At 74.6% G+C, this 23,018-nt stretch carries 19 protein-coding genes; 10 read left to right on the forward strand and 9 right to left on the reverse strand.

Annotated elements, in window-relative coordinates; all coding sequences use genetic code 11:
- From ABZX67_RS16655 to ABZX67_RS16665, 3 genes are all read right to left on the reverse strand, one after another.
- Nucleotides 1-2,517 (reverse strand): PQQ-dependent sugar dehydrogenase (locus ABZX67_RS16655; protein WP_355360730.1); only part of this gene is annotated, 2,517 nt, incomplete at its 3' end.
- Nucleotides 2,518-2,841: 324 nt separating this feature from the next.
- The gene (locus tag ABZX67_RS16660; protein WP_355360410.1) at nt 2,842-3,768 is read right to left on the reverse strand and encodes a hypothetical protein; all 927 of its coding nucleotides are present in this window, start codon (nt 3,766-3,768) and stop codon (nt 2,842-2,844) included.
- Nucleotides 3,769-3,827: 59 nt separating this feature from the next.
- Nucleotides 3,828-4,733, reverse strand: a complete 906-nt coding sequence (locus ABZX67_RS16665; RefSeq protein WP_355360413.1) for a UbiA family prenyltransferase — start codon at nt 4,731-4,733, stop codon at nt 3,828-3,830.
- Between the two features lie 95 nt (nt 4,734-4,828).
- On the opposite strand from ABZX67_RS16665, the gene ABZX67_RS16670 reads away from it, so the two are divergent.
- The 5 genes from ABZX67_RS16670 (at nt 4,829) to ABZX67_RS16690 (ending at nt 10,708) form a co-directional block, all read left to right on the forward strand.
- Nucleotides 4,829-5,896, forward strand: coding sequence for a 3-oxoacyl-[acyl-carrier-protein] synthase III C-terminal domain-containing protein (locus ABZX67_RS16670; RefSeq protein WP_355360416.1), 1,068 nt, complete (start codon nt 4,829-4,831; stop codon nt 5,894-5,896).
- A 55-nt stretch (nt 5,897-5,951) separates the two neighbouring features.
- Entirely contained in the window at nt 5,952-6,479 is a 528-nt protein-coding gene (locus ABZX67_RS16675; RefSeq protein ID WP_355360419.1) for an isoprenylcysteine carboxyl methyltransferase family protein, read from the forward strand.
- Complete coding sequence (locus tag ABZX67_RS16680) at nt 6,476-7,495, forward strand: FAD-dependent monooxygenase (protein ID WP_355360422.1); 1,020 nt, start codon at nt 6,476-6,478, stop codon at nt 7,493-7,495. Before ABZX67_RS16675 ends, ABZX67_RS16680 begins: the two co-directional genes overlap by 4 nt.
- A 252-nt stretch (nt 7,496-7,747) precedes the next feature.
- Nucleotides 7,748-8,638, forward strand: a complete 891-nt coding sequence (locus tag ABZX67_RS16685) for an oxygenase MpaB family protein (RefSeq protein ID WP_355360425.1) — start codon at nt 7,748-7,750, stop codon at nt 8,636-8,638.
- Between the two features lie 519 nt (nt 8,639-9,157).
- A complete protein-coding gene (locus ABZX67_RS16690) occupies nt 9,158-10,708 on the forward strand; it encodes an MFS transporter (RefSeq protein ID WP_355360427.1) in 1,551 nt (516 codons plus the stop codon).
- 6 nt (nt 10,709-10,714) lie between these two features.
- Here ABZX67_RS16690 and ABZX67_RS16695 read toward each other — a convergent pair whose 3' ends face one another.
- The 4 genes from ABZX67_RS16695 to ABZX67_RS16710 all read right to left on the reverse strand — a co-directional run bounded on the left by ABZX67_RS16695 (nt 10,715) and on the right by ABZX67_RS16710 (nt 14,676).
- Nucleotides 10,715-11,353 (reverse strand): adenosylcobinamide amidohydrolase, encoded by a 639-nt coding sequence (locus ABZX67_RS16695; protein WP_355360733.1) that lies wholly within the window; start codon nt 11,351-11,353, stop codon nt 10,715-10,717.
- 122 nt (nt 11,354-11,475) lie between these two features.
- Entirely contained in the window at nt 11,476-12,381 is a 906-nt protein-coding gene (locus tag ABZX67_RS16700) for an oxidoreductase (RefSeq protein WP_355360429.1), read from the reverse strand.
- A 51-nt stretch (nt 12,382-12,432) separates the two neighbouring features.
- The gene (locus ABZX67_RS16705; RefSeq protein WP_355360432.1) at nt 12,433-13,806 is read right to left on the reverse strand and encodes a diacylglycerol kinase family protein; all 1,374 of its coding nucleotides are present in this window, start codon (nt 13,804-13,806) and stop codon (nt 12,433-12,435) included.
- 54 nt (nt 13,807-13,860) lie between these two features.
- Complete coding sequence (locus tag ABZX67_RS16710; protein ID WP_355360434.1) at nt 13,861-14,676, reverse strand: hypothetical protein; 816 nt, start codon at nt 14,674-14,676, stop codon at nt 13,861-13,863.
- A gap of 302 nt (nt 14,677-14,978) precedes the next feature.
- Here ABZX67_RS16710 and ABZX67_RS16715 point away from each other — a divergent pair, with 302 nt between their 5' ends.
- The 4 genes from ABZX67_RS16715 to ABZX67_RS16730 all read left to right on the forward strand — a co-directional run bounded on the left by ABZX67_RS16715 (nt 14,979) and on the right by ABZX67_RS16730 (nt 20,895).
- Nucleotides 14,979-16,424 carry a glyceraldehyde-3-phosphate dehydrogenase gene (locus ABZX67_RS16715; RefSeq protein ID WP_355360437.1) on the forward strand — a complete coding sequence of 482 codons (1,446 nt, stop codon included), beginning with the start codon at nt 14,979-14,981 and terminating at the stop codon, nt 16,422-16,424.
- Nucleotides 16,425-16,592: 168 nt separating this feature from the next.
- On the forward strand, nt 16,593-18,068 hold the full coding sequence (locus ABZX67_RS16720) for a hypothetical protein (protein ID WP_355360440.1): 1,476 nt from the start codon (nt 16,593-16,595) through the stop codon (nt 18,066-18,068).
- A 104-nt stretch (nt 18,069-18,172) separates the two neighbouring features.
- Complete coding sequence (locus tag ABZX67_RS16725; protein ID WP_355360443.1) at nt 18,173-19,462, forward strand: MoxR family ATPase; 1,290 nt, start codon at nt 18,173-18,175, stop codon at nt 19,460-19,462.
- A 128-nt stretch (nt 19,463-19,590) separates the two neighbouring features.
- Nucleotides 19,591-20,895, forward strand: a complete 1,305-nt coding sequence (locus tag ABZX67_RS16730; protein ID WP_355360446.1) for a VWA-like domain-containing protein — start codon at nt 19,591-19,593, stop codon at nt 20,893-20,895.
- A 33-nt stretch (nt 20,896-20,928) separates the two neighbouring features.
- Here the strand turns inward: ABZX67_RS16730 and ABZX67_RS16735 are convergent, their stop codons facing one another.
- Both ABZX67_RS16735 and ABZX67_RS16740 read right to left on the reverse strand, forming a co-directional pair.
- Entirely contained in the window at nt 20,929-21,339 is a 411-nt protein-coding gene (locus tag ABZX67_RS16735; protein ID WP_355360449.1) for a VOC family protein, read from the reverse strand.
- A gap of 113 nt (nt 21,340-21,452) precedes the next feature.
- Nucleotides 21,453-21,743: a hypothetical protein gene (locus ABZX67_RS16740; RefSeq protein ID WP_355360452.1), complete on the reverse strand. Its 291-nt coding sequence runs from the start codon at nt 21,741-21,743 to the stop codon at nt 21,453-21,455.
- Between the two features lie 202 nt (nt 21,744-21,945).
- Between ABZX67_RS16740 and ABZX67_RS16745 the strand changes: the two genes are divergently transcribed.
- Nucleotides 21,946-22,968 carry a LacI family DNA-binding transcriptional regulator gene (locus tag ABZX67_RS16745; RefSeq protein ID WP_355360455.1) on the forward strand — a complete coding sequence of 341 codons (1,023 nt, stop codon included), beginning with the start codon at nt 21,946-21,948 and terminating at the stop codon, nt 22,966-22,968.
- Nucleotides 22,969-23,018 lie beyond the last annotated feature (50 nt).

Consider the following 23,018-nt stretch of genomic DNA (forward strand, 5'->3'; position numbering starts at 1 on the left):
GCAGGACCACAGCTGCGCCTGCGTACCGTCGGCCGACGAACCGCCCGCCACGTCCAGGCACTTGCCGTTGACGCCCTTCACCTCACCCGTCCGGGCACCGGTGCCGGCGGTCGTGAAGTGGAAGTCGTCCACGTCGAAGAGCGCGCCCGTGCCGCCCTTGAAGACGAGGTGGAGGGTGGTGGTGGAGGCGGGCCGGTTGGTCAGCGGGGTGGTGACCTCCTGGAAGGTCTCCCAGCCGCCGGTGACGGGCACCGTCACGGTGCCCAGCAGGGTGCCGGTGGGCGAGCCGGCGCGTACCTCGATGGTGCCGCCCGTCCCGCCGGAGGAGACGCGGGCGGTGAACCGCTCGGCGTCGTCGAGCGCGTACGGCGTGAAGGAGATCCAGTCGCCGTTGTCGATGTAGCCGACCGTCTTGCCGCCGTGGGCGGCGGTGTGGCTGACGACCTGGACGCCCGAGGAGCCGCCGTAGTGCTCGGCCTGCCGGTGGCTGGGCTGGCTGATGTGCTGGTCGTGGCTGGTGAGCGCGGGCTGGCCGTTCGCGCCCTTGTCGGTGTACTCCGCGTCCCAGACGCCGAAGACGTTGGCGTTCGGGTCGTGTTCGCCGTCCGCGATGGTCTGCACGGTGCCGGAGCAGCCGGTCGCCGAGGTCTGCGGGTGGCCGTGGCTGTCGTGGCCGAGGATGAAGGTGACCTTGACCTTGGAGCAGTCGATGGTGCCGTCCTCGGGGTCGGTCACGGTGACCTTGAAGGGGACCGCCGCGCCGGGGTCGATGATCCGCCCGTCCACGGGCAGTTCGAGCTTCACGGTGGGTGCCGTGTTGCCGACGGTCACCTGGACGGAGGCACTGGCGCTGCGGCCCGTGGAGTCGGAGACGGTGAGGGTGGCGGTGTACTGGCCGTTGGCCGTGTACGTGTGGGACGGGTTCGCGGCGGTCGAGACGGCCCCGTCGCCGAAGGTCCAGCGGTAGGTGAGCGGGTCGCCGTCGGGGTCGGAGCTGCCCGCGGAGGAGAAGGCCACGGTGAGCGGGGCCTTGCCGGAGGTGCGGTCGGCCTTGGCCTGGGCGACCGGGGAGCGGCCTCCGGTGATGTGCTCGATGCGGTACAGCGCGGAGTTCGCGTCACCGTTGAAGTAGCCGGTGCCGTAGTCCAGGACGTACAGGGCGCCGTCCGGGCCGAAGGCCATGTCCATCACCTGGGTGCCGCTCCAGGGGAAGGCGTTGATGGACTGGACGGTGCCGTCGGCGGTCTGCGCGATGCGCTTGATCCACTTGCGGCCGAACTCGCCGGCGAAGAAGTTGCCGTCGTAGCTCTGCGGGAACTTCACGGGCGAGGTGGAGGCCGCGTCGTAGCGGTAGACCGGTCCTCCCATGGGGGACTCGGAGCCGCTGCCGAACTCGGGGACCGAGCCGCCGTCGTACGGGATCCACGCGGGCTGCGCGGGCGGCAGGTCGGTCAGGCCGGTGTTGCGGGGCGAGGTGTTCTTCGGGGCGGCGCAGGTGAAGGCCGCGCCGGAGGTGCCGGTGGCGAAGTCGAAGTCGGTGTAGGCGGCGTTCTTGCCGACGCAGTAGGGCCAGCCGTAGTTGCCCGCCTTGGTGATGCGGTTGAACTCGACCTGTCCGGCGGGTCCGCGCGAGGGGTTCGCGGTGCCCGCGTCCGGTCCGTAGTCGCCGAGGTAGACGGTCCCGGTCGCCTTGTCGACGCTCATCCGGAACGGGTTGCGGAAGCCCATGGCGTAGATCTCGGGGCGGGTCCGCGCGGTGCCGGGCGCGAAGAGGTTGCCGGCCGGGATGGTGTACGAGCCGTCGGCGGCCACCTTGATGCGCAGGACCTTGCCGCGCAGGTCGTTGGTGTTGCCGGCGGAGCGCTGGGCGTCGTACGCGGGGTTGCGCGAGGCGCGCTCGTCGATCGGGGTGTAGCCGTCGGAGGCGAAGGGGTTGGAGTCGTCGCCGGTCGACAGGTACAGGTTTCCCTGCGCGTCGAAGTCGATGTCGCCGCCGACGTGGCAGCAGATGCCGCGGCTCGCGGGCACGTCGAGGATCTTCTTCTCGCTGCTGGTGTTCAGGGTGCCGTCGGTGTTGAGGGTGAAGCGGGAGAGCCGGTTCACGCCGTCGTACGGGGCGAAGTCGGCGGCGGTGCCGTCGCCCGGGGCGTCACCGGCCGGGGTGGTGAGCTTGGGGGCGTAGTAGAGGTAGACGTACCGGTTGGAGGCGAAGGCGGGGTCCACGCCGACGCCCTGGAGGCCCTCCTCGTCGTGGGTGTAGACGTCGAGCTTGCCCGAGACCTTGGTGGTGCCGGCGGCGTCGGTGAGGCGCAGGGTGCCGTCGCGCGAGGTGTGCAGCACCGAGCGGTCGGGGAGCACCGCCATGGTCATGGGCTCGCCCGTCTCGGCCACCCCCTTGGCGAGGGTGACCTGCTGGAACTCCTCGGCCGCGGCGGCCTGGGTGGCCTGGGCCGTCTCGGGGGCGGGCGGCGCCGCCGCGGCCGGTCCGGCGGGGGCGAGGAGCGCGCCGCCGAGCAGCGCGGCGAGGAGGAGGGCCGGGGTCCGACGTAATCCGGAAGGTGCGGATGGCAGGAACGATCGGAACGGTTTTTTGCGCACAGAGTCTCCCGTGAGGTGTCCGTGGGGGTCGGCGGGCCGGGGAAGGGGCCTGCCGGGGGAGCACCGGCGCGCGCCGTCGCGCCGAAGGTCACCGGCCGTCGACTCATGACCGGTTCATTTCAAGGAAGTTAGCGGGCTTGGTCCGGGCGCGTAACCCCTTTCGCACGCGGATTCCCCACTTCTTCCGCGCGCAGGACAAAGCGCCCGGCGGGCCCTTGGGCCCGCCGGGCGTGGTGGTCCGGTTCAGCCCAGGTACACGCGGGCCGCCGCGATCGGGCGGTCGGCCGCCTTGCGGGGGGTCGAGGAGTTGACGCTCCAGCGGTAACCGGCGAAGAGCTTCGTGGTGGGGTCCGCGTAGAAGACCATGTGGCCGTAGCCGACGCCGTTGTGCTCCGTCCAGCCGGTGGGAGCGCCGGCCGCCTCCTCGATACGGGTGTCGGGGAAGGCGCGGTAGGTCGCCTCGGCGCTCGCGGAGGCGGCCGGGTTGCCGTGCGGGTCGCTGGTGCAGTCGACGATCTCGAAGACGTACGGGATGACGCCCTCGCCGACCTGGCTGTCCACCGACGACGCCAGCGTGCCCTTGCGCTCCCGGATCATGACGATGTGCCCGGTGTACGGCTCGGTGGTGACGTCCGGGTCGTAGTCGAAGGCGACCAGGTCTCCGGGCCGGAGGTTGACCGGCTTGGTGACTCCGGTGAAGTGCGGGATGGCCGCCGCGTTCGCGAAGCCCTCGCGGAACTTCTCGGCCGTCGGGTAGAACTTGCCGGCCTCGGTCTTGAAGTGCTCGGCGAAGTACTCCCTGGTGGCCCAGCCGTACGCCGTTCCGGTGCCGTAGGCGCGCTGCAGGACCATCGTCAGGAACGACGAGCACTGGGCGAGCGCGGAGAACTGCTCGGGGCGGCCCGGCGCACCCCAGGCCAGCGCGGAGTTCTCGTCCGGGAACTGTCCCGCCGTCTTGTAGCGGTTGGCGCCGTCGCTCCAGGGCCGCATCCGCAGGTAGTCGACGAGGGTTTCGGCCTCTATCTGGTGCGGGAGCTTGAGCTGGTACGGGTTGGGCGCCGGCGCGTCCGCGGCGGACGCGGTGCCCGCCGCCGGGCCGGCCGCCAGCGCGGCGCCCGCGCCGGCGGTGGTGGCCAGCAGTCTTCTGCGGCTGAGCGCGTGACGTGACATGGATGTTCCCCCCGGGTCGGATGATCGGAATGATTCCGGGGATCCTATGTCCCGGGGTGTCACGTGAGCGCGGCTCCCCGCCCGACGAGCATCGCCACGTCGATGGCCGCCACGACGATCGCCGCCCGGAACGGCGCCTCGGCGCGGCGGCGCCCGGCGAGCGCGCCGACCGCGGAGGCAAGAACGGCCGCCGACAGCCCGAGCAGGCCCGCGAGACCGGAGCCGCCGGACAGCGCGGCCACGGCGGACGCCGCCACCAGCGGAACCGGCATCAGCGCCCGCGTCCGGGCGGGGCCGAGCCGCTGGGGCCAGCCGCGTACCCCCGCGGCGACGTCCGACGGGATGTCGGGCAGCACGTTGCCCAGGTGCGCGCCCACGCCCAGCAGCGCGCCGCAGACGGCCACCCACCATGCGGGCCACGGGTTCCCCGGCAGGGCGAGTGCGACGAAGGAGGGCAGGGCGGCGAAGCCGATCGCGTACGGCAGCCAGGACAGCGCGGTCGCCTTCACACCCAGGTTGTACGCCCACGCGGCGGCGACACCGGCGAGGTGGACGCTTCCGGCGAGCGGGCCGCAGGCCAGGGAGAGCGGCACGCTGAGCGCCAGGGCCACCAGGGCCGCGGCCCGTACGGCCGTCACGCTCACCGCGCCGGACACCACCGGCTTGGCGTACCGCTCGGCGGCGCGGTCGCGGCGGGCGTCGACGGCGTCGTTGCACCAGCCCACCGACAGCTGGCCCGCCAGCACCGCGGCCGCCAGCAGGAGGCAGCCGCGCCGGTCGTGCCCGGCGGTGGCGGCCAGCGCCGCGACCAGCAGGGTGACGGCCGCCGTGGGCAGCGGGTGACAGGCCCTCAGCAGCCCGCCGCAGGCGCGGAGGGCGCGGCGCCGGGCGCGTACGGCATGAGCGTCGGCATGGGCATCGGTGCCGGTCCGGTCGGTGCCGGCCCGGTCGGTGGTGGCACGCACGCGGCGATCGTAGGCGCCCAACGGGCGATCAGCGGTACGACGGCGCCGGGCGGTGGCAGGCATAGGGGCACGACGCCCCCCGACCTGGAGCCCTGATGACGCGGATCGCAGCCGTCCACGGAGTCGTGGCGCCGCACCGGCACACCCAGCGCGAGATCACCGACATGGTGGCCCGGGCCTGCCTGCCCGCCGGTGCCGACCGGCGCGCGCTCGACCGTCTGCACCGCGGCGCCCGGGTGAACACGCGTCACACGCTGCTGCCGCTGGACCGCTACGGCGAGTTCGACGACTTCGGCAAGGTCAACGACGTCTTCATCGCGGGCGCCGTCGAGCTCGGCGCCGAGGCCGTCGCGGGGGCGCTGCGGGAGGCGGGTCTGTCGCCGCGCGATGTCGACCTGCTGGTCTTCACGTCCGTCACCGGTATCGCCGCGCCGTCCGTGGACGCCCGGCTGGCCGGGCGCCTCGGGATGCGGCCGGACGTCAAGCGGCTGCCGGTCTTCGGGCTGGGCTGCGTGGCGGGCGCGGCCGGACTCGCCCGGGTGCACGACTACCTGCTGGGCCGCCCGCACGACGTGGCCGTGCTGCTCTCCGTCGAGCTGTGCTCCCTGACCTTCCAGCGGGCGGACGCGTCACCGGCCAACCTGATCGCGACCGCCCTGTTCGGCGACGGAGCCGCTGCCGTCGTCGCCTGCGGTGCCCGGCGGCAGCCGGCGGCCGGGTCCGCACCGAGCGTGGTGGCGAGCCGCAGCCGGCTGTATCCGGACACCGAGCGGCTGCTGGGCTGGGACGTCACGGCCTCCGGCTTCCGCGTCGTGCTCGACCCCGCCGTCCCCGAACTCGTACGCAAGAACCTCGCCGAGGACGTCGACGCCTTCCTCGCCGACCAGGGGCTGGGGCGGCAGGACGTGACGGCGTGGGTGTGCCATGCCGGTGGGCCCCGGATCCTGGACGCGGTCGCGGAGGCGCTCGACCTGCCGGGGTGCGCCCTGGACGTGAGCCGGCGCTCGCTCGCCGAGGTCGGCAACCTGTCGTCCGCCTCGGTGCTGCACGTCCTGCGCGACACCCTGGCGTCCGGCTCCGGACGGCCGCCGTCGGGCACGCCCGGGCTGCTGCTCGCCATGGGGCCCGGCTTCTGTACCGAACTGGTCCTGCTGCGCTGGTGAGTCGGGGAATCGGGAATCGGGGAGACGGACTCGGGAGATTCGGGAGAGGAACAACATGGTCTGGTACGTGGTGCTGGTGCTGGCCGTCGGCGTGGAGCGCGTCGCGGAGCTCGTGGTCGCCCGTCGCCACACGCGCTGGAGTCTCGCGCGCGGCGCCGTCGAGTCCGGACGGGGCCACTACCCGGTGATGGTGGTGCTCCACACCGGGCTGCTCGTCGGCTGCCTCGCCGAGGTGTGGGCCGCCGGGCGCCCGTTCCCGCCCGTGCTCGGCTGGGCCATGGTGGCCGTCGTCGTGGCGGCACAGGCCCTGCGCTGGTGGTGCGTGTACACGCTGGGGCCGCGCTGGAACACCCGGGTGCTCGTCGTGCCCGGCCTGCCGCTGGTGTCCGGGGGCCCGTACCGGTGGCTGCGCCACCCGAACTACGTGGCGGTGGTCGTCGAGGGCCTGGCGCTGCCGCTGGTGCACGGGGCGTGGGTGACGGCGGCGCTGTTCACGGTGGCCAACGGTGTGCTGCTGTCCGTACGGATCCGGTGCGAGGAGGCGGCGCTGGGGTCGGTGCCGGGCGTGGAGGCCGCACGGTGATCGACCTGCTGGTGGCGGGCGGCGGTCCCGCCGGGCTCGCCGCGGCGATCCACGCGGCGCTCGCCGGCTGGGAGGCGGTCGTGGTGGAGCCGCGCCCGGGCCCGGTGGACAAGGCGTGCGGCGAGGGTGTCATGCCGGGCGGCGTGCGCTCCCTGCGTGCGCTGGGCGTCGCCCCGGCGGGGCGGGAGCTGCGCGGTATCCGGTACGTCGACGGGCCTCACCGGGCACAGGCGGCCTTCCGGGACGGCACGGGCCTGGGCGTGCGCCGCACCGTCCTGCACGCGGCGCTGGCGGGCCGGGCCGCCGAGCTGGGGGTCCGGGTCGTGGAGGGCAGGGCCGGTGACGTACGGCAGGACGCGGACGGGGTGAGCGCCGCGGGGCTGCGGGCGCGGTGGCTGGTCGCGGCCGACGGCTTGCACTCCCCCGTGCGGCGCGCCCTCGGCCTGGAGCTGCCGGGCCACCGGCTGCCCCGGCGCTACGGTCTGCGGCGGCACTACCGGGTGGCGCCGTGGTCGGACTTCGTGGAGGTGCACTGGTCGCCGTACGGGGAGGCGTATGTGACACCGGTGGCCGACGACCTGGTGGGCGTGGCGGTGCTGAGCACGGTGAGACGCGGCTACGACCTGCACCTGGGTGCCTTCCCCGAGGTGGCCGGCCGGCTGCGGGGCGCGGCGCCGACGAGCGCCGTGCGGGGCGCCGGGCCGCTGCGGCAGCGGGTGCGCGCCCGGGTGGCCGGCCGCGTGCTGCTCGTCGGGGACGCCGCCGGGTACGTGGACGCGCTCACCGGCGAGGGCGTCGCGCTCGCGCTGGCGTCGGCCGAGGCGGCGGTGGCGTGCCTGCGGGCGGGGCGCCCGCGCGCGTACGAAGGGGCCTGGCGGCGGCTGTCGCGGCGGCACCGGCTGCTGACCGAGGCGCTGGTGCGGCTCAGCAGCCGGCCGGGCACCGCCCGCCTGGTCGTACCGGTGGCGTCCCGGCTGCCGCCGGTGTTCGCGGCGGGGGTGCACGCACTGCGGTAGGGGGTGTCTTGCCGATCAGGCCGGATCAGGGAGCGGCGTCTGGTGCATGGGGTCTCCCCAGGCCCGCAGGGCCTGGGGGACGCATCGCAAGGCGAAGGAGGGAGCCTCCCCCGTTGCCCGCAGGGCTACGGGGGAGAGGTGCGGTGCCAGACGCCGCGAGCCCGGCAAGATCGGCAAGACACCCCTTAGGAGGGGCGGTTTCGCGAGCACGGCTCTTGCGGAGGGAGCGGGCGCCGGGCGGATACTTGACGAATGGACATCTCCGCGCCGGGCCTCACCGAGCTGCGGGAGCGGCTCGGCACCAGCCTGTTCACCCGGGTCGCCGGCCCCGCCGGCCGGGAGAACCGCGCCCGTATCCACGGCACGCCAGGGCCCCGCTGGTTCGGCCCGGACCGGCCGATCCGCCGGGTCCACGGCGACGCCTCGATGTTCATCGGCGGGCTGCGCGCGCTGCTGCTGCAGTCGCTGCACCCGCTGGCCATGGCCGCCGTGGCGGGCCACTCCGACTACCGCGGCGACCCCTGGGGGCGCCTCCAGCGCACCAGCACCTTCCTCGCGATGACGACGTACGGCGCCGCCGAGGACGCCCAGCGGGCGGTGGACCGCGTCCGCGCCGTGCACGAGCGGGTGAAGGGCGTGACCGCCGACGGGGAGCCGTACCACGCCGCCGACCCGCACCTGCTGGCGTGGGTGCACGTCGCCGAGGTGGACAGCTTCCTGTGCGCCCATCAGCGCTACGGCGCGCACCCGCTGGACGCCGAGGGCTGCGACGCGTACGTCGCCGACACGGCACGCGTCGCGGCCGCGCTCGGGGTGGTGGACCCGCCCCGCGATCTGGCCGGGCTCACCGAACGGCTGGCCGCCTACCGCCCGGAGCTGCGCGCCACACCGGAGGCGCGCGAGGCGGCGCGCTTCCTCCTGCTGCGCCCGCCGCTGCCTGCGGTCGCCCGCGGCCCGTACGCCGTCCTCGCCGCGAACGCCGTCTCCACGCTGCCGCGGTGGGCGCGGGGGCCGCTGCGGCTGCCGTACCTGCCGGTGGTGGAGGCGGCCTGCGTACGGCCCGGCGGACATGCGCTGACCAGGACGATCCGGTGGGCGCTGGCTCCCCCGCCGCCGACGCCACCCCCGCCTCCGACGCGCTGAAATCCGCCGGGAGCGCGGAGCGCCGGGGCGCGTGACCGGATCGACGCGATCCGGATAGCGCGGGAGTCCGGTTGGCTGTGACCCGGGCGCCCGCGGCCGGGGCCACGCCGTCCCCGTCGCTCCAGTACCCCGCCAGGTCGCGGTCGAGCGCGGACCGGGCCATCAGCTCCTCGTGGGTGCCGACGCGGATCCGCGTACCGTCCATGACCAGGATCCGGTCGGCCCGCAGCGCCGAGCCGATGCGGTGGGCGACGACGATCAGGGAGGCAGATCCGCCGACGGGTCTTCGGGGGAACGTTCACCCGGGATCACTGGCGAGGATTTCACCCGCCTCCCGCCCCGGAACACCACTCTTCGTCACGCGTGCGCCGTGAGACCGTCACCACGGACCCGGGAGAAACGAAGGAGGTCGGGCCGCTGACCTGCGCATACCCCGAGGGGGCGCGACGGCCACCCCCGCACACGGACGCCCGTGAGAGTTGGTTAGGCTCACCTAAGTTATTCTCGTGAAGGAGCCGCATGCCGACCGTGTCCCCGCAGCACCCCGTCCTATCCGAGGGGCACCCCCGGCGCTGGCTCATCCTGGGCGTCATCTGTCTGGCGCAGCTCGTGGTGATCCTCGACAACACCATCCTCAACGTCGCCGTGCCCACCCTCACCCGGGACCTCGGCGCCTCCGCCGCCGACATCCAGTGGGTCATCAACGCCTACGCGCTGGTCCAGTCGGGGCTGCTGCTCACGGCGGGCGGCGCGGCGGACCGCTACGGGCGCAAGCGGATGCTCCTGACCGGGCTCGCGCTGTTCGGGCTGGGCTCCCTGGCGGCCGGACTGGCCCAGTCCACCGGCCAGTTGATCGCCGCCCGCGCCGGAATGGGCGTCGGCGCGGCCCTGTTGCTGACCACCACGCTCGCCGTCGCACTCCAGGTCTTCCCCGAGCCGGAGCGCGTACGGGCGATCGGCATCTGGGCCGCCGTCAACGCCTTGGGCTTCGCCGCCGGGCCTCTGGTGGGCGGCGTGGTCCTCGCCCACTTCTGGTGGGGCGCCCTCTTCCTGGTCAACCTGCCGGTGGTCGCGCTCGGGCTCGTCGCGGCCGCCGTACTCGTACCGGAGAGCACCGCTCCGGGCGGGGCGCGCCCCGACCTGCCGGGCGCGCTGCTGTCCACCGTGGGCATGGCGTCGCTCGTCTACGTCGTCATCACGGGGCCCGAACACGGCTGGACCTCGGGGCCGGTGCTCGTGGGCGCGGCCGTCGTCGCCGTCACGGCGACCGCCTTCGTACGGTGGGAGCGCCGCGTCGCGCATCCCATGCTGGACCTAGGCTTCTTCCGCGACCGCACCTTCACCGGCGCCATCGCCGGCGCCCTGCTGATCACCTTCGGCAGCGGGGGCGCGCTGTACCTGCTGACCCAGCAGCTGCAGTTCGTGCACGGGTACGACGCGCTGGAGGCGGGGCTGCGCACGGCGCCGTTCGCGCTGACCATCGTGCTGCTGAACTTCACCGGTGTCGCGGCCCGCGCCAGCCGGGCCGTGGGCATCCCGGGCTCCGTCGCCCTCGGCATGGGCCTGCTCGCGGCCGGCCTCGCGGTCGTCGCGGTGCTCGACTCGCAGGGCTCGGGCTACGGGGGCATGCTCGCCGGGCTGCTCTTGATGGGGGCGGGATGCGCACTGGCGAACCCGGCCATGGCGGTGGCCGTCCTGAACGCGATCCCGCGCGAGAAGGCGGGCGTCGGCGCGGGCATCGAGGGCACCGTCACCGAGTTCGGCAACGGCCTCGGCGTCGCCGTCCTCGGCGCGGTGCTCAACTCCCGCTTCGCCGCGCTCGTTCCGGTCCCGGCCGCCGCCTCGCTCCCGGCGGCGCTGGCCGCGGCGGACTCGGCGGACGAGCGGCGGCAGGTCGCGGACGCGTTCGCCTCCGGCCTGGTCACCAGCCAGCTGGTCGGTGCGGCCGCCGTGCTCCTGGGCGGCCTGCTGGCCGCGGCCCTGCTGCGGCGCGCGGAGCGGGGGACGAATGCCCCGGCGAAGCGGGCCCCCGAGTCCCCGGAGACGCCCGCGAAGGCCGCGTCGGTCTGATCGGGCTCAGGCGGTCTCCGCCGCCGCCCCCGTCAGGACGGCGCGGTGGACGGCACGGGCCAGCCGGGCGCCCCACAGCGAGCGGGGGCCGGCGAAGGCGTGCGGTTCCTCGCCGGGGCGGGGGGCGCGTGCGGCGACGCATACGGCGTCCGTGGGCGTTCCCGAGCAGTCGAACCCGGCGTCGAGCAGTGCCTGGACCTTCGCCTCGGTGGCGGTGGCCACCGCGTTGACGAGGGCGGCGTCGGTGAGGGCGGCCGGGACGGCGGCGACGATGTTGATCGTCCCGGCGGCCGGCGGGCCGGCCGCGCCCTCCCGCGGTGAGGCGGCCCAGGTGGACACGCCCAGGCCCACGGTGACGGCCGCTTCCACGCCGCCGTCGGCGGCGTGGGCGCACCGCGTGACGTCCGCGGCCGTCATCAGCCCGACGCCGTCACCACGGGCACCGGCGCGGTGGGCGAGCGCGGCCAGGTGGCGGGCGGGGTCGGTACGGCGGTAGCCGTGCGGCACCTGGGCGTTCAGGACCCAGGCGCGTTCCCCGATGCCGCCGCCCAGCACGGCGCTGCTGGCCATCCGCCAGCCGTCTCCCGCGCGCCACACCAGCGCCGGGAGCCGTATGCCGTCCTCCACGTGCCAGAGCCGCTCCATGTCCAGGGCGGGCGGAAGCGGCGCGTGGGAGGTGAGGGTGGAGGACACCGGTGGCTACTCCTCGGGCGGGCGCGGATGCGGCGGAACCGGCTGATCCTACGCGCGCCCCCGCCCGCGCCCGTTCACGCCCCTCGCCGGTGGAGGCCGTCCAGGAGGGCCAGGTCGTCCTCGGACAGGCGCAGGGCGCCGGCGGCCACGTTGGCGGTGAGGTGGTCCGGGTCTCCCGTACCGGGGATGGCGAGCACGTGCGGTCCGCGGTGCAGCGTCCAGGCGAGCCGGACCTGCGCCGCGCTCACGCCGTGGGCGCGCGCCACGGCGAGCACCTCGTCGCCGTCCGCGCCACTGGCACCCGCCTCGCGCCCGGTGCCGGCGATCGCATAGAACGGCACGAAGGCGATCCCCTGCTCGCCGCAGTCGCGCACGAACGCGTCGTGGTCGGGCCGTACGCCGATGCCGTACTGGTTCTGTACGCACACCACCGGCGCGATGGCCCGCGCCTCGGCGAGCTGTTCGGGGGTGACGTTGGAGACGCCGAGGTGGCGGATGAGTCCGGCGTCCCGCAGTTCGGCCAGGGCGCCGAAGCGGTCGGCGATCGAACGGTTGCCGAGCATGCGCAGGTTGACCACGTCGAGGTGGTCGCGGCCGAGCTGGCGCAGGTTCTCCTCCACCTGGCCGCGCAGCTGCTCGGGTTCGGCGTGCCACCACTCCCCCGAGGGGTCGCGGTGCGGCCCGACCTTGGTGGTGATGACGAGGTCGTCCGGGTAGGGGGCCAGCGCCCGGTTGATCAGCTCGTTGGCGGAGCGCAGCCGGGAGAAGTAGAACGCGGCGGTGTCGATGTGGTTCACGCCGAGCTCGACCGCGCGGCGCAGCACGGCGATCGCCTGGTCGCGGTCGCGGGGAGCGGCGTCGGCCGCGAACGCCTCGCCGGTCTGCGGCAGGCGCATGGCGCCGAAGCCTATGCGGTTGATCTCCAGGTCGCCGAGTTTCCAGGTGCCCGACGCCGCCGCGGTGATGGTGTGTGAGGTCATCCCGGGATGATCTCCGAACGGCCGGAAACCCGCCAGGGATGGGGAGCTTCGTCACCTCTGGTGCGCGTGACGCGACCCGGGGCGTCCGGTCACGGCCGTACGGCCCACCGCCGCCGCCAGTTTGCGCAGTCGGCGCCAGTCCAGCGCGGGGGGCGCCTCGGGCACGCCGGGCCGCAGCCGCGGTACGCGGACGCGCAGCGCGCCCGGTGCGACGCGGCAGTGGACCGGGGCGGGGAGGACCAGGGCCTCGCCGTCGATGCCGACCTGGATCGTCGGGCTGTCGGCGTCGACGACCACCTCGCGGGCGGTGAGCGCCGTGAGCCCGTTGGCCTCCGGGTCGAGCAGCAGCCCGGCGGCCGCGGCGGCGCCGTCCACGCGGACGCCGAGGACGCCGAGGAACCCGGAGTCGAGCCGCTCGCGGCGGCCGAGGCCGAACGGGTCGTCCCTGCGGTAGGGGTTGTTGCTGACGAGCACGGCTTGCGGGCCGGTGAGCGTCGTGTCTCCGGCGCGGGCGGTCAGCCGGGGCCCGCTCTGCCGGGTGAGCAGGTCGGGCAGCATGTCCAGCGCCGTGCCCACCTTGTCCTCGCGGTAGTCCGGGCTCTGGACGACGGCCCCGTAGACGCCGAAGGAGACGTTGTTGACGAAGGGGCGCCCGCCGGCGAACCCGAGGTCGACCCGGAGTTCCACGCCGTCGGTGAGCGCGTCCAGGCAGGCGGCCGGGTCGTCGCGGTCGAGGCCGAGGTCCATCGCGAAGTGGTTGCGGGTCCCGGCGGCGACGACGAGGAACGGCACTCCGTGCTCGGCGGCGACGGCGGCCACCAGTGCCTGGGTGCCGTCGCCGCCCGCGACGCCCAGCAGGTCCGCGCCGTCCGCCACCGCCCGCCGGGCCAACTCCGCGACGTCCTGGTGTCGCACCGCGTCGAGCAGCACCACGCGCGCGCCGAGCCGCTCGGCCTTCTCCCTCAGGCGGAAGCGCTCGACCTTGGCGCCGCCGGAACGCGGGTTCATGAACAGGACGGCACGGCGCGGCGGCGGCGTGCGCAGCTCCTTGGCCCGTACGGGACGCAGACCGGTGCTCCGCAGCGCGTACCGCCCGGTCCACACGGCCACCACCCACAGGGCGAGGGACACCGCGAGGGCCCGCAGCAGGCCGGCGGCCGCGAACAGGCCGATGACGGCGAGGGGTGTCGCCGCCGCCAGCGCGGCGGCCGCCGCGCGTACCGCTCCGCGTGTCGTCAGCGCCCACCACAGGGCGGCCGCCGCGGCGGCCAGGCCGGCGACGCCGACGAGGAGCAGCAGGACGCCGCCGACGCCCGCGTACAGCAGCGGCATCAGCGCCGCGAGCGCCGCCGAGACCAGGGACGCCCTAGCCGCCCACCGCTGCGCGCGCTGCACCCGCCCGTGCGCGTCCCACCCGGTCCTCATGCGCCGCCCCCTCCCCTCGCCTCCGGACATCGTAGGAGCGGCGGGCCGCGTGCGTTATGCGGCGCCGGGCGGAGGAGTGTCCCGCGACTCCTGCTCGACACCGTCGTCGAGGACGACGCGGATGGGCTCCCCGGGGCCGTCGACCCCCATCAGCCGGTCCGCGATGCGTGCGTAGACGGTGGCGGCCATGGCCCACGTGGCGCCGAGCGGCTCGGCGTCGGCGCGGGTGTGCCACACCTTGATGAGCAGGGCGATCAGGGACATGCCCGACACCGTGACCCGCAGCCTGCCTCCGCCGAGGTCTTCGACCTGATGCGGCGTACGGAAGTGGGGATGGGGAGCGGCGAGCGCGGCGAGGAACTCCCAGTGGTGCTGGTGCATGACCAGCTCCGCCCTGGCCAGACCGGCCGCCTTCATCAGCAGCACACCGTGGGAGACCTCCTCCTCGGACGGCGCCTCGGCGCCTGAGGTCCCCGCGGCCGTCGCCGGGCCGGGAGGCACGCGCTCGCCGCGGTAGGCCGCCTCGATGGCGCTCTTGAGCCGCGCGTCCGTGGCGGGGCGGCCGTTCCGGCCGGCCGGCCCGTCGCAACCGGCGCCCTCGGGGTGTGCGTCGTCGCGTTCCATCGTCCCCTCCTGGTGGTCGTCGTGACGCTCGTCGTGCTCGCCGGTGACGGCGCTGCCGCTGGTGACGGTGTTGCCGCCGTCGAGGGCCGGCCGAGGCGCGGCGGCGAGGCGGTCCAGGCCCTCGGCGACGTCGCGCCGCAGGGTGCGGACCTCCGCCGTCAGGCCGTCCAGGGCGGCGAGCGCGTCGTCCTGCCGCTGCTGCAGGTCCCGGCCGTCCCGGCGCAGGCCCGCGGCGGCGGCGTCCACCGCTTCACGGGTGCGTTGGTGCTCGGCCCGGATGACGCATCCCAGGGGGACGGCGGGCTCGACCGGCCTCGCGCGACCCCTGCCGAACAGGAGTTTCCACCCCACGTAACCCCCCAGTCACTTGCCGTAGTGAGCGGTCCGATCATGCCCACGCGGCCCCCGCGTGACGCGGCGTTTTTCAGCCGCCGCGGCGGCGGTGCGGCGGGGCTCCGTGGGGGTGGTGAGCCTGGGGGGACCCTCATGAACGATCAAATTTTCATGGGGTTAGCATATGAGCGCCCCCTAGCTCGAAAGATGGACCTGTGACTGTCAACGACGACTCGTTCACCAATTGGAAGACCCGCGAGGAGATCGCGGAGTCGATGATCCCGATGATCGGGAAGCTGCACCGGGAGCGGGACGTCACCGTCCTGCTGCACAGCCGCTCCTTGGTGAACAAGTCGGTGGTCAGCATTCTCAAGACCCACCGATTCGCCCGGCAGATCGCCGGTGAGGAACTCTCCGTCACCGAGACTCTGCCCTTCCTGCGCGCGCTCACCACGCTCGACCTGGGCCCGTCCCAGATCGACATCGGCATGCTCGCCGCGACGTACAGGACCGACGGCCGCGGCCTGTCGGTGGAGGAGTTCACCGCCGACGCCGTCGCCGGCGCCACGGGCGAGAACAAGGCCGCGTGCCGTGAGCCGCGCGACGTCGTCCTCTACGGCTTCGGCCGCATCGGCCGCCTCGTGGCCCGCCTGCTGATCGAGAAGACCGGCTCCGGCAACGGCCTGCGCCTCCGTGCCATCGTCGTCCGCCGCGGCGGCGACCAGGACATCGTCAAGCGCGCCTCGCTGCTGCGCCGCGACTCGATCCACGGCCAGTTCCAGGGCACGATCACCGTCGACGAGGCGAACAGCACGATCATCGCCAACGGCAACGAGATCAAGGTCATCTACGCCAACGACCCGAGCGAGGTCGACTACACGGCGTACGGCGTCAACAACGCCATCCTCATCGACAACACCGGCAAGTGGCGCGACCGCGAGGGCCTGTCGAAGCACCTGCGTCCGGGCATCGACAAGGTCGTCCTGACGGCGCCGGGCAAGGGCGACGTCCCGAACATCGTCCACGGCGTCAACCACGACACGATCAAGCCGGACGAGCAGATCCTGTCCTGCGCGTCCTGCACCACCAACGCGATCGTGCCGCCGCTGAAGGCGATGGCGGACGAGTACGGCGTCCTGCGCGGCCACGTGGAGACGGTCCACTCGTTCACCAACGACCAGAACCTGCTGGACAACTACCACAAGGCCGACCGTCGCGGCCGCTCCGCGCCGCTCAACATGGTGATCACCGAGACCGGTGCCGCCTCGGCCGTCGCCAAGGCGCTGCCCAACCTCAAGGCACCGATCACCGGCAGCTCGATCCGCGTCCCGGTGCCGGACGTCTCGATCGCGATCCTCAGCCTGCGGCTCGGGCGCGAGACGACCCGCGAGGAGGTCCTCGACTACCTCCGCAACGTGTCGCTGACCTCGCCGCTGAAGCGCCAGATCGACTTCATCACCGCCCCCGACGCGGTGTCGAGCGACTTCATCGGCTCGCGCCACGCGTCGATCGTCGACGCCGGCGCCACCAAGGTCGACGGCGACAACGCGATCCTCTACCTCTGGTACGACAACGAGTTCGGCTACTCCTGCCAGGTCGTCCGCGTCGTGCAGCACGTCTCCGGGGTGGAGTACCCGACCTACCCGGCCCCCGCGGTCTGATCCCCGCACGGTCCGCCGCGGCGGCGCGCCTCCGGGTGCCCGCCGCGGCGGTTGTCTTTCCTCCGTAAAAGGCAGCTGACAGATCATCAGCGGCGTGCTTACGATGCCGGGGATGAACTACTTCTCCTCGTATGGATGGGGGGACTCGTTCGCTCAAGGTGAGTGCTGATGGCACCTCACTTCGCGAACGGGATTCCGACCCGCCTGTTGATGTGGCAGCGCGTGCGCGAGTACGCCGTGCCACCGTCCATGATCGAGACCGCGACCGCACGGCGTGCGGTGGGTGACTGGGCGGGGGCGTGCGCCGCCGCCCGGATCGACGTCGATCTCGATCTGCGCGCCGTGCGCGACCGCCACGGCACCGAACTGACCACCCGCCTCCGTGCGGACCTGCGCCGGCTGGCGCCGGATCTGCTCCGCTGGCACATGCCGCGGATCGCCCCCGACGGGCGGCTCCGGCCCGGCCTCACCCTCTCGCTGGCCCGCTACGGGAGCCCCGGCCGCCCCTCGCCGCAGCTGGTGGTGCGGACACCGCCGGCCTGGGCGGACGCCGGACAGCGGATGTCCCTCGCGCTGTGGGAGGGATCGGTCGACGGCACTCCCTGGGACCGTCCGCACCCGCATCCGCACCCCGACCGGCGCTTCCGGCTTGACCTGCACCGGCACCTCTGGGACGCCACGCACAGCGGCGAACTGGCGCGGCGGCGCGGGGCGGACGAGCCGCCGGCAGCCCGCGACCCGTTCGCCGCGCACTGGTCCGCCGCTCACTGGTCCGCCGAGGCGGAGCTGTTGCTGCGGGCCGAAGGGCTCCCCGCTCGCGGGTCCTTCACCGTGCGGCTCGGTGCGCGGAGCCGCGCCGTGCTCGAACTCGTCGCTCCCGACGGCAGCCATGCCCCGGTGGTGCGGCCGTTGCGGGAGGCGCTGCCGCCGCACGAGGCCGCGGCGCTCCCCGTGCTGCCGGAGGCGGCGGTCCGGGTCCTGCCGGATCTGGAGCTGCTGCGGGCCGGGCTGATCACGCCCGAGCGGCTGCACCCGCTCGTCACGGCGGCGCTGGCGGCGGTCGGCCCGGTGACCGCGGACGGCTCCGCGCCCGCGTACGGCCCGGCGCCGGGAGTCGGCCCCCGGCCCGGGGATCCGCACCGGGTGGAGTGCCGGGGCGAGGTCCACCGGATCGCGCTGCGCGACGGCGTGCTGACCGCGGTCGATCACGACCCGGACCAACTGCGCCGCGAGGCGCTGCTGGTGGCGCTCGGCGGGCCGGCGCTGCCCTGCCTGCGGGCCATCGACGCGGTGCACCGCCGGCCGGAGGCGCTGCCCGCGGTACGGGAACGGCTCCGCCACGGTGACGTCGCCGGGGCGCTGGCCGTCGTCGAGGGCCTGCTCGGTCCGGGCGCGGTCCTGCGCGACGGGCCGCTCCGGGACGAGCTGCGGGCGGCCGCGGCCCGCCGCGTCGACCACGGTCTCTTCCGCTCGGGGCTGGTCGCCGTCCACCCCGCCGCCGGTGCGGTACGGGCCGCCGGGAAGGCCCCGGACACGGGCCACGCGGCGGCGGCCCACCGCCCCCGGCTCGACCGCCGTACGCCTCTCGAGTCGCGCCGCAAGCGCGGTAGCCGGACCCGGCCCCGGACCGGCCTGACCGCCTGACGGCCGCTTCGTTCCCTTTCGCTCGCGGCGCGTCGAGCGCCGCACGCCTTCACGACCTCCGGGACGGTCCGTCCCGTTCCCTTCTCCCACCCCAGGTGATGCCCATGACCACCAGTCCGCTCCTGCCCGCCCCCGCCCCCGCCGCGGCCTTTGATGCCTCCGCGGCCGACGCCCAGCTCGCCGTCGCCGACGGCCTCCTCACCCTTCTGCGGACGACCACAACCGAGCCGCGCCCCGACGAGCAGCTCGAAGCACTCACCCTGGCCGTCGCGGCCGACCTGCCCGTCCTGCTCTGGGGCGAGCCGGGCATCGGCAAGACCGCGGCCCTGACGCAGCTCGCCGCCACGCTCGACCTGCCGCTCACGACGGTGATCGCCAGCGTCCACGAACCGTCCGACTTCTCCGGGCTGCCCATCGTGGGCGACGACCCGGCGGTGCGGGGCGTGCCGATGGCGCCTCCGCAGTGGGCTGTGGAGCTCGTACGGGCAGGCCGGGGGCTGCTCTTCCTCGACGAGCTGTCCACCGCCACCCCGGCCGTCCAGGCCGCGCTGCTCCGGGTCGTCCTGGAGCGGAGGGTCGGTGAGCTGCGACTGCCTCCGGGGGTACGGATCGTGGCCGCCGCCAATCCGCGCGCGTCGGCCGCGGACGGCTGGGAGCTGAGCCCGCCGCTGGCCAACCGGTTCGTGCACCTGTACTGGGTGCACGACCGGGAGGTGGTGGTGCGCGGGCTCGGCGGCGTCTGGCCCCGCGCGGAACTGCCCCGGCTGGTGCCGGAGCTCCTGCCGGAAGCGGTGGCCTTCGCCCGGCGCGCGGTCTGCGGGTTCCTGAAGGCCCGGCCGACGCTGATCCACCGGCTGCCGAGCACCGAGACGCGGCGCGGCGGCGCCTGGCCCTCGCCCCGGAGCTGGGAGGCGGCGCTGACCCTGCTCGCGTTCGGTACGGCGGCCTCCGTCTCCCGGGAGGTGCTGGCGCTGCTGGTGCGGGGTGCCGTGGGTGACGGGCCGGGGCTCGAACTCCTCGCCCATCTCGACCGGATGGACCTGCCGGACCCGGAGGCGCTGCTGGCCGATCCGGCCGCCGCCGAGCTGCCGGAGCGGGGCGACCTGCGCCAGGCGACGCTGGAGGCGGTGGTGGCCGCCGTCGGGGCGCGGCCGGAGCGGGAGCGGTGGGAGGCGGGGTGGGCGGTGCTCGTCCGGGCGCTGAAGACGGGCGCCCCGGACCTGCTGGTCGCGCCGGCGACGACGCTGGCGGCGCTGCGGCGCGACGACTGGGAGGTGCCGGAGGCCGTGGAGCGGCTGACCGGCGTGATCGGTCTCGCCCAGCGGGCGGACCGGTCGGTGGGACGCGCCACAGCGGCGTCCGGCGCCGGCCCCGCGGCAGGGGAGCGCCGATGACGGGGCCCGCTCAGCGCCCGGACCCGCTGCAAGGGCCACACCCGGAACCCCACGCGGCCCCGCGCCCGGGCCCCCGCCCCGGACCGCACGCGAGACCTCTGCAGGTCCCGCGCCCGCTCCCCCGCCCGATGTCCCGGCCCGCGCCGCCGCGCCCGGTGCGGGCCGCGCCGCCGGAGCCGCCGCCAGGCTCGGGTGGGTCGGCCGTCGGGTCCGTACTGCCGCTGGACAGGGAGAAGTTGCTCACCGCCCGGCTCCACGCGGTGAAGGTCCGCCCCTACCTCGCCGACGCGCTCTTCGCGCTGCACGTGGTGGAGGACCGGTCGGTGCCGACGATGGCGGTGGACGCGCACTGGCGCTGCTACGCCTCCCCCGCCTTCGTGGCCCGCACCCCGGTGGAGGAGCTGGCGGGTGTCTGGGTGCACGAGGTCTCCCATCTGCTCCGGGACCACCACGGGCGGGGCGAGAGGTACGCGCGGGAGCACGAGGCGTACGGCGCGGGCGAGAGGCTGCGGCGCAACATCGCCGCGGACTTCGAGATCAACGACGACATCTACGGTGACGGCCTGCCCATGCCGACCGGCGTGGTGCTGCCGAAGATGCTGCGGCTGCCCGAGGGCCTGCTGATGGAGGAGTACCTGCGGACGGCGTCGATGTCCGGGCTCGCCGCGGAGCTCGCCTGGCTGGACTGCGGCAGCGGGGCCGACGGGCAGGAGCGGCCCTGGGAGTGGGGGGCCGACGGGGCACACGGCCTGAGCAGGCAGCAGCGGGACGCGGTCCGCTTCCGGGTCGCGGAGGGCATCAAGGGCAAGCCGGGCAGCGCGCCGGAGGGGTGGCGCCGCTGGGCGGAGGAGGCGTTCCATCCGCCGCAGCCGTGGCGGAAGTTGCTGGGTGCGGCGGTCCGCTCGGCGGTGGGGGCGCCGGGGGTGGGCGAGAACCACAGCTACCGGCGCCCGTCCCGGCGCTCGGCCGGCGTTCCCGGGGTGCTGCTGCCGAGCCTGCGCCGTACGCCGCCCCGGGTCTGCGTCGTGATCGACACCTCCGGGTCGGTGAGCGACGCCGAGCTCGGCAGCGCGCTGCTGGAGGTGGCGGCGATCTCGCGGGCGGTGGGCGGGCGGCGCGACCTGGTCTCGGTGATCTCCTGCGACGCGGCGGCCCGGGTCGCCGTCCCGCTCTGCCGCGCCGAGAACATGGAACTGATCGGTGGCGGAGGGACGGACCTGCGCTCCGGTTTCGCCCGGGCGCTCCGCTCCGGGCCGCGCCCGGACGTCATCGTCGCCCTGACGGACGGTCAGACTCCGTGGCCCTCCGCGCCTCCGCCCTGCCGCACCGTCGTCGGTCTCTTCCCCCGCCCCGCCCGGGCCGCGAGTGAGAGGAACCCCGACTACGTCCCGGACACCCCGCCGCCGTGGGCGCGTGTCGTCACCATCGGATGAGCGAGCCCGGTGGCGCGGCGCTCCCGCGCGGGCTCAGCCCTGCGCGTCCGGGCCGGCGTCCTGGTCGGCGTCCTGCGGGTACCAGCGCAGTTCGACGGTGTTTCCGTCGGGGTCCTTCACGTAGACGGACTGAGCGGTGCCGCGGGCGCCGAAGCGGCTGACCGGGCCCTCCAGGACGTCGAACCGGCCGGAGTCGATGACCTCCTGCCAGTCCACGGGGTCCACCACCAGGCAGATGTGGTCCACGTTGGACTCGCCGCGGGTGCGCTGCAACAAGTCGATGATCATCGTCGGGGTGACCCGTACGGACGGGAATGGCACCTTGCCGGCCCGCCACTCCTCGACCCGTACCGGCTCCAGGCCGAGGGGTCCGCAGTAGAACTCCAGGGACCGCTCGACGTCCTCCACGTTGAGCACCACGTGGTCGAAATCCTTGACCCTCACAGGGCCACCCCCTCCAGTGGTCCGGGCCGCACGGCCGGGACCTCTCGTACGACGGACGGACGGTCACCCGGTTGTCCCGGGTGACCGTCCGTCCACAGTAGCGAGGTGCCCTGTCAGCTGACGCCGGGCACCAGCCCGAGCACGGGGGCCACCGGCGCGACGAGCTGCCGAAGCTCGCCGAGGCGATGCACCCCGCTGAGCCCGCCGAGCTGCCGGCTCAGCCTCGGCACCTCGGAGCGGCGCTCCGGGGGCACGGAGCTCACCAGCAGTTCATCGACCTGGCTGAGGAGGGACGGCCCCTGCGGCCCGATGGGGAGGGCGGCCGCGTCCGCCGTGGGGGCGGTCAGCGCGGAGGTTGCGGCGGCGAGGGCGAGGGAGGCGAGTACGCGTTGGGTCTTGGTCACGACCGGACCAACGCCGTGCCCCGGCGGAGGATGCGGCCCGCTACGCCATAGGGGTGCGGCGCGGCCACGCCTCCTTGACCGCCGCGCCGCCGTACACCCGGGCGCCCGGTCCGGCGCCTGCGGGACACCGGCCCGCCACCGGCCGGTAAAGTCACCGGCGGGTACGAAGGACCTGATCAGGCTCGGGTGGGAGGCGTGGCGAGTGAAGCGGCCGACGATGGCGGACATCGCGCGTCGCGCCGGCGTCTCCAAGGTCGCCGTCTCGTACGCCCTCAATGACCGGCCCGGCGTGTCCGACGCCACCCGGGCGGCCGTCAAGGCCATCGCGGAGGAGCTCGGCTGGCGTCCCAACAGCGCCGCCAGGGTGCTCGGCGGGGCGCGGGCCCAGTCGGTCGGACTGGTCGTGCGCCGTCCGGCGCGCACGCTGGGTGTCGAGCCCTTCTTCATGGAGTTCGTCAGCGGCATCGAGAGCGTCCTGTCCGCGCGGTCGTACGCGCTGATGCTGCAGATGGTCGACACCCACCAGCAGGAGAGCGCGGTCCACCGGCGGTGGTGGGGCGAGGGCCGGGTGGACGGGGTCTTCCTGGTGGACCTGCACTCCGCGGACCCGCGGGTGCCGGCGGTCGAGGAGATGGGTCTGCCCGCGGTCGTCGTCGGCCCTCCGGAGACCTCGGGGTCCCTGCCGTCGGTGTGGTCCGACGACGGCGAGAGCATGCGCGAGATCGTGCGCTACCTCGCCGCGCTCGGCCACCGGCGGGTCGCCCGGGTGGCGGGCCCCGCCGCGCTGGCCCACACGGCCGCGCGCGACGCGGTGATGCTGGACGCCTGCCGAGAGGCGGATCTGCCCGGTCCCGAGATCGTCCACACCGACTACACGGGCGACGAAGGGGCGCGCGCGGCACGGCGCCTGCTCATCGGACCGGACCGTCCCACCGCGATGGTCTTCGACAACGACATCATGGCGGTGGCGGCCCTGTCGGTGGCCCAGGAGCTGCGCCTCGACATCCCGGGCGACCTGTCCATCGTGGCCTGGGACGAGTCGCCCCTCACGCAGGTCGTGCGCCCCGCGCTGTCCGCCGTGTCCCGGGACATCCCGGCCTACGGGGCCCATGCCGCCGAGGCGCTGCTCTCCCTCATCGCCGGTGAGCCCGTCCCCGATGTGCGGGAGGACCACGCCCGGCTCGTGCCGAGGGGCAGCACCTCCCCTCCTGCGCGTACCGCCTGACGGTGACGGTCCATGACCGTCTATGACGGTCCATGACGGTCCATGACGGT

It is taken from the genome of Streptomyces sp. NPDC003036 (genome assembly GCF_040611175.1).
Taxonomy (GTDB): Bacteria; Actinomycetota; Actinomycetes; order Streptomycetales; family Streptomycetaceae; genus Streptomyces.

Excerpts from the sequence above, each read along its gene's own strand:
- ABZX67_RS16660 (WP_355360410.1), bottom strand. The coding sequence starts at position 3,768 with ATGTCACGTCACGCGCTCAGCCGCAGAAGACTGCTGGCCACCACCGCC.
- ABZX67_RS16670 (WP_355360416.1), top strand. The coding sequence starts at position 4,829 with ATGACGCGGATCGCAGCCGTCCACGGAGTCGTGGCGCCGCACCGGCAC.
- ABZX67_RS16675 (WP_355360419.1), top strand. The coding sequence starts at position 5,952 with ATGGTCTGGTACGTGGTGCTGGTGCTGGCCGTCGGCGTGGAGCGCGTC.
- ABZX67_RS16685 (WP_355360425.1), top strand. The coding sequence starts at position 7,748 with ATGGACATCTCCGCGCCGGGCCTCACCGAGCTGCGGGAGCGGCTCGGC.
- ABZX67_RS16690 (WP_355360427.1), top strand. The coding sequence starts at position 9,158 with ATGCCGACCGTGTCCCCGCAGCACCCCGTCCTATCCGAGGGGCACCCC.
- ABZX67_RS16695 (WP_355360733.1), bottom strand. The coding sequence starts at position 11,353 with ATGGAGCGGCTCTGGCACGTGGAGGACGGCATACGGCTCCCGGCGCTG.
- ABZX67_RS16700 (WP_355360429.1), bottom strand. The coding sequence starts at position 12,381 with ATGACCTCACACACCATCACCGCGGCGGCGTCGGGCACCTGGAAACTC.
- ABZX67_RS16705 (WP_355360432.1), bottom strand. The coding sequence starts at position 13,806 with ATGAGGACCGGGTGGGACGCGCACGGGCGGGTGCAGCGCGCGCAGCGG.
- ABZX67_RS16720 (WP_355360440.1), top strand. The coding sequence starts at position 16,593 with ATGGCACCTCACTTCGCGAACGGGATTCCGACCCGCCTGTTGATGTGG.
- ABZX67_RS16725 (WP_355360443.1), top strand. The coding sequence starts at position 18,173 with ATGACCACCAGTCCGCTCCTGCCCGCCCCCGCCCCCGCCGCGGCCTTT.
- ABZX67_RS16730 (WP_355360446.1), top strand. The coding sequence starts at position 19,591 with ATGTCCCGGCCCGCGCCGCCGCGCCCGGTGCGGGCCGCGCCGCCGGAG.